The 5,665-nt window shown below is 51.8% G+C and carries 2 tRNA genes and 3 rRNA genes; all 5 read left to right on the plus strand.

What is annotated here, in order from left to right:
• Nucleotides 1-328: 328 nt before the first annotated feature.
• Nucleotides 329-1,861: ribosomal RNA gene (locus PHO31112_RS26850) — 16S ribosomal RNA — on the plus strand.
• A 64-nt stretch (nt 1,862-1,925) separates the two neighbouring features.
• Nucleotides 1,926-2,002: transfer RNA gene (locus PHO31112_RS26855), tRNA-Ile, on the plus strand.
• 113 nt (nt 2,003-2,115) lie between these two features.
• Nucleotides 2,116-2,191: transfer RNA gene (locus PHO31112_RS26860), tRNA-Ala, on the plus strand.
• Nucleotides 2,192-2,475: 284 nt separating this feature from the next.
• Nucleotides 2,476-5,353 (plus strand): 23S ribosomal RNA (locus PHO31112_RS26865).
• Nucleotides 5,354-5,498: 145 nt separating this feature from the next.
• A 5S ribosomal RNA gene (gene rrf, locus PHO31112_RS26870) occupies nt 5,499-5,611 on the plus strand.
• Together the 16S, 23S and 5S rRNA genes with 2 tRNA genes alongside form the textbook arrangement of a ribosomal RNA operon.
• Nucleotides 5,612-5,665: the final 54 nt, after the last annotated feature.

Genomic DNA, 5,665 nt, shown 5'->3' on the forward strand with positions numbered 1-5,665 from the left:
GAGCGAAGAAAGCGAAAAAAACTGTTGACGACGACGAGAAGCTGCGACATAATCTCACTTCTCTGCTGCTGATGCAGCGACGCAGAAAACGAAGCGACGGCGCGGTAAGTGTGCGACGAAGCGAAGTCAGATGCGATTGATCTTTAAAAATTAAACAACCGATAAGTGTGGGCACTCGATGAATAGTGCGTCTGCTACGGCAGATAAGCTTTAAATTTATTGAGGCTCACATAGTAATAGGTAAGTTAAGTAATTAACTTGTCAGCATACTTTGAGAGCGACCGGTTCGAGTGATTTATCACGAAAAACCGAAAACAGTAACAGGTTTAAACTGAAGAGTTTGATCCTGGCTCAGATTGAACGCTGGCGGCATGCCTTACACATGCAAGTCGAACGGCAGCACGGGTGCTTGCACCTGGTGGCGAGTGGCGAACGGGTGAGTAATACATCGGAATGTACCTTGTAGTGGGGGATAGCTCGGCGAAAGCCGGATTAATACCGCATACGCTCTGAGGAGGAAAGCGGGGGACCTTCGGGCCTCGCGCTACAAGAGCAGCCGATGTCAGATTAGCTAGTTGGTGGGGTAAAAGCTCACCAAGGCGACGATCTGTAGCTGGTCTGAGAGGACGACCAGCCACACTGGGACTGAGACACGGCCCAGACTCCTACGGGAGGCAGCAGTGGGGAATTTTGGACAATGGGCGAAAGCCTGATCCAGCAATGCCGCGTGTGTGAAGAAGGCCTTCGGGTTGTAAAGCACTTTTGTCCGGAAAGAAATCCTCTGGGTTAATACCTCGGGGGGATGACGGTACCGGAAGAATAAGCACCGGCTAACTACGTGCCAGCAGCCGCGGTAATACGTAGGGTGCAAGCGTTAATCGGAATTACTGGGCGTAAAGCGTGCGCAGGCGGTTTTGTAAGACGGATGTGAAATCCCCGGGCTTAACCTGGGAACTGCATTCGTGACTGCAAGGCTAGAGTATGGCAGAGGGGGGTAGAATTCCACGTGTAGCAGTGAAATGCGTAGAGATGTGGAGGAATACCGATGGCGAAGGCAGCCCCCTGGGCCAATACTGACGCTCATGCACGAAAGCGTGGGGAGCAAACAGGATTAGATACCCTGGTAGTCCACGCCCTAAACGATGTCAACTAGTTGTTGGGGATTCATTTCCTTAGTAACGAAGCTAACGCGTGAAGTTGACCGCCTGGGGAGTACGGTCGCAAGATTAAAACTCAAAGGAATTGACGGGGACCCGCACAAGCGGTGGATGATGTGGATTAATTCGATGCAACGCGAAAAACCTTACCTACCCTTGACATGTACGGAATCTTGCTGAGAGGTGAGAGTGCTCGAAAGAGAACCGTAACACAGGTGCTGCATGGCTGTCGTCAGCTCGTGTCGTGAGATGTTGGGTTAAGTCCCGCAACGAGCGCAACCCTTGTCCTTAGTTGCTACGCAAGAGCACTCTAAGGAGACTGCCGGTGACAAACCGGAGGAAGGTGGGGATGACGTCAAGTCCTCATGGCCCTTATGGGTAGGGCTTCACACGTCATACAATGGTCGGTACAGAGGGCTGCCAAACCGCGAGGTGGAGCTAACCCCAGAAAACCGATCGTAGTCCGGATCGCAGTCTGCAACTCGACTGCGTGAAGCTGGAATCGCTAGTAATCGCGGATCAGCATGTCGCGGTGAATACGTTCCCGGGTCTTGTACACACCGCCCGTCACACCATGGGAGTGGGTTTTGCCAGAAGTAGGTAGCCTAACCGTAAGGAGGGCGCTTACCACGGCAGGATTCATGACTGGGGTGAAGTCGTAACAAGGTAGCCGTAGGGGAACCTGCGGCTGGATCACCTCCTTTCTAGAGCATGCACTGGAAGTTGAGTGTTCACGCTTATCGGTTGTTGACTGCGTAGATCTAAGTCGGGTCTGTAGCTCAGGTGGTTAGAGCACCGTCTTGATAAGGCGGGGGTCGAAGGTTCAAGTCCTTCCAGACCCACCAAACTCTTTCCACCGACGCCTGGTAGAAAGAAATCTGGCTGAGGCAAGGCACAAAAGGCCGCCGCATACATGAGTATGCAAGGTTTTTTTGTAACGCCGCATCAGACTGATTTGGGGGGCATAGCTCAGCTGGGAGAGCACCTGCTTTGCAAGCAGGGGGTCGTCGGTTCGATCCCGTCTGCCTCCACCAATTCCTTAGATCGCACATCGATGTCAGTCAAAAGCTTTTACGTCTGAAGTAAATCCCCATAGTGATTTAACGTGAATGTTTTTGAATGACAGCAATGTCATGCAGTATTTGCTCTTTAACAATTTAGAAGAAGTAGTAGTACAACGGAAGCGCGTTAGAGATGGCGCGTGGAAATTGTACGGGTTGTGATTGTATCAACCAGTATTTAAAGTGATCGAAAGATGACTTGGAATACGGCACAACGCGATAACTCAACCTGTAACGGGGAGACATTCTCGTTATAGGGTCAAGCGAATAAGTGCATGTGGTGGATGCCTTGGCGATTACAGGCGATGAAGGACGCGATAGCCTGCGAAAAGTTGTGGGGAGCTGGCAAATAAGCATTGATCCACAAATGTCCGAATGGGGAAACCCGGCCTTTTAGGTCATCCTAGACTGAATACATAGGTCTAGCGAAGCGAACGCGGCGAACTGAAACATCTAAGTAGCTGCAGGAAAAGAAATCAACCGAGATTCCCAAAGTAGTGGCGAGCGAAATGGGACCAGCCTTCAAGATTTAGCACCGGTGTTATCAAAACGGAATGGAAAGTCCGGCCATAGTGGGTGATAGCCCCGTATGAGAAAACCCTGGTGTGGAACTAAGCTTGAGATAAGTAGGGCGGGACACGTGAAATCCTGTCTGAAGATGGGGGGACCATCCTCCAAGGCTAAATACTCGTAATCGACCGATAGTGAACCAGTACCGTGAGGGAAAGGCGAAAAGAACCCCGGGAGGGGAGTGAAATAGATCCTGAAACCGCATGCATACAAACAGTCGGAGCCTCGTAAGGGGTGACGGCGTACCTTTTGTATAATGGGTCAGCGACTTACATTCAGTGGCAAGCTTAACCGAATAGGGAAGGCGTAGCGAAAGCGAGTCCGAATAGGGCGTTCAGTCGCTGGGTGTAGACCCGAAACCAAGTGATCTATCCATGGCCAGGTTGAAGGTGCGGTAACACGTACTGGAGGACCGAACCCACTAACGTTGAAAAGTTAGGGGATGAGCTGTGGATAGGGGTGAAAGGCTAAACAAACTTGGAAATAGCTGGTTCTCTCCGAAAACTATTTAGGTAGTGCCTCGTGTATCACCTTCGGGGGTAGAGCACTGTCATGGTTGAAGGGTCCATTGCGGATTACTTCGCCATAGCAAACTCCGAATACCGAAGAGTGCAATCACGGGAGACAGACATCGGGTGCTAACGTCCGGTGTCAAGAGGGAAACAACCCAGACCGCCAGCTAAGGTCCCTAAATATTGCTAAGTGGGAAACGAAGTGGGAAGGCTAAAACAGTCAGGAGGTTGGCTTAGAAGCAGCCACCCTTTAAAGAAAGCGTAATAGCTCACTGATCGAGTCGTCCTGCGCGGAAGATGTAACGGGGCTAAGCAATATACCGAAGCTGCGGATGCGAGCTTGCTCGCATGGTAGGAGAGCGTTCTGTAAGCCTGTGAAGGTGTCTTGTGAAGGATGCTGGAGGTATCAGAAGTGCGAATGCTGACATGAGTAGCGATAAAGGGGGTGAAAGGCCCCCTCGCCGTAAGCCCAAGGTTTCCTACGCAACGTTCATCGGCGTAGGGTGAGTCGGCCCCTAAGGCGAGGCAGAGATGCGTAGCTGATGGGAAGCAGGTTAATATTCCTGCACCGTCGTATGATGCGATGGGGGGACGGATCGCGGAAGGTTGTCCGGGTGTTGGAAGTCCCGGTCCCTGCAGTGGAGAAGGCGCTTAGGCAAATCCGGGCGCGTAATTCAAGGCTGTGGGGCGAGCGAACTTGTTCGCGAAGCAATTGGAAGTGGTTCCAAGAAAAGCCTCTAAGCTTCAGTCATACGAGACCGTACCGCAAACCGACACAGGTGGGCGAGATGAGTATTCTAAGGCGCTTGAGAGAACTCGGGAGAAGGAACTCGGCAAATTGGTACCGTAACTTCGGGATAAGGTACGCCCTTGTAGCTTGACTGGCTCGCGCCAGAAGGGTGAAGGGGTTGCAATAAACTGGTGGCTGCGACTGTTTAATAAAAACACAGCACTCTGCAAACACGAAAGTGGACGTATAGGGTGTGACGCCTGCCCGGTGCCGGAAGATTAAATGATGGGGTGCAAGCTCTTGATTGAAGTCCCGGTAAACGGCGGCCGTAACTATAACGGTCCTAAGGTAGCGAAATTCCTTGTCGGGTAAGTTCCGACCTGCACGAATGGCGTAACGATGGCCACACTGTCTCCTCCCGAGACTCAGCGAAGTTGAAGTGTTTGTGATGATGCAATCTACCCGCGGCTAGACGGAAAGACCCCATGAACCTTTACTGTAGCTTTGCATTGGACTTTGAACCGGTCTGTGTAGGATAGGTGGGAGGCTTTGAAGCAGGAACGCTAGTTTCTGTGGAGCCGTCCTTGAAATACCACCCTGGCTTGTTTGAGGTTCTAACCTAGGTCCGTAATCCGGATCGGGGACAGTGCATGGTAGGCAGTTTGACTGGGGCGGTCTCCTCCCAAAGTGTAACGGAGGAGTACGAAGGTACGCTAGGTACGGTCGGAAATCGTGCTGATAGTGCAATGGCAAAAGCGTGCTTAACTGCGAGACTGACAAGTCGAGCAGGTGCGAAAGCAGGTCATAGTGATCCGGTGGTTCTGTATGGAAGGGCCATCGCTCAACGGATAAAAGGTACTCTGGGGATAACAGGCTGATACCGCCCAAGAGTTCATATCGACGGCGGTGTTTGGCACCTCGATGTCGGCTCATCTCATCCTGGGGCTGTAGCCGGTCCCAAGGGTATGGCTGTTCGCCATTTAAAGAGGTACGTGAGCTGGGTTTAAAACGTCGTGAGACAGTTTGGTCCCTATCTGCCGTGGGCGTTGGAAGTTTGAAGGGGGCTGCTCCTAGTACGAGAGGACCGGAGTGGACGAACCTCTGGTGTACCGGTTGTCACGCCAGTGGCATCGCCGGGTAGCTATGTTCGGAAGAGATAACCGCTGAAAGCATCTAAGCGGGAAACTCGCCTTAAGATGAGACTTCCCTGGGAACTCGATTCCCCTTAAGGGTCGTTCAAGACCAGGACGTTGATAGGTCAGGTGTGGAAGCGCAGTAATGCGTTAAGCTAACTGATACTAATTGCCCGTGAGGCTTGATCCTATAACCAGTGTGTTTTTCCTGGTGTGAGTTGCGTGTGTGCCTAATGCGGGCTCCGATACGCTCACAACCCAACTACATGTTTGTACTACGCTTCTTCTGAATTGGTTTTGTTGCACCCATCGTGCAGCAGAACATACAAGTTATGCCTGATGACCATAGCGAGTTGGAACCACCCCTTCCCATCCCGAACAGGACCGTGAAACGACTCCACGCCGATGATAGTGCGGATACCCGTGTGAAAGTAGGTAATCGTCAGGCTCCCCTAAAAACCCCTTGCTACAACGCGTAGCAAGGGGTTTTTGCTTTGCTCTC

Origin of the sequence: Pandoraea horticolens (assembly GCF_902459555.1) — a bacterium.
Classification (GTDB): Bacteria; Pseudomonadota; Gammaproteobacteria; order Burkholderiales; family Burkholderiaceae; genus Pandoraea; species Pandoraea horticolens.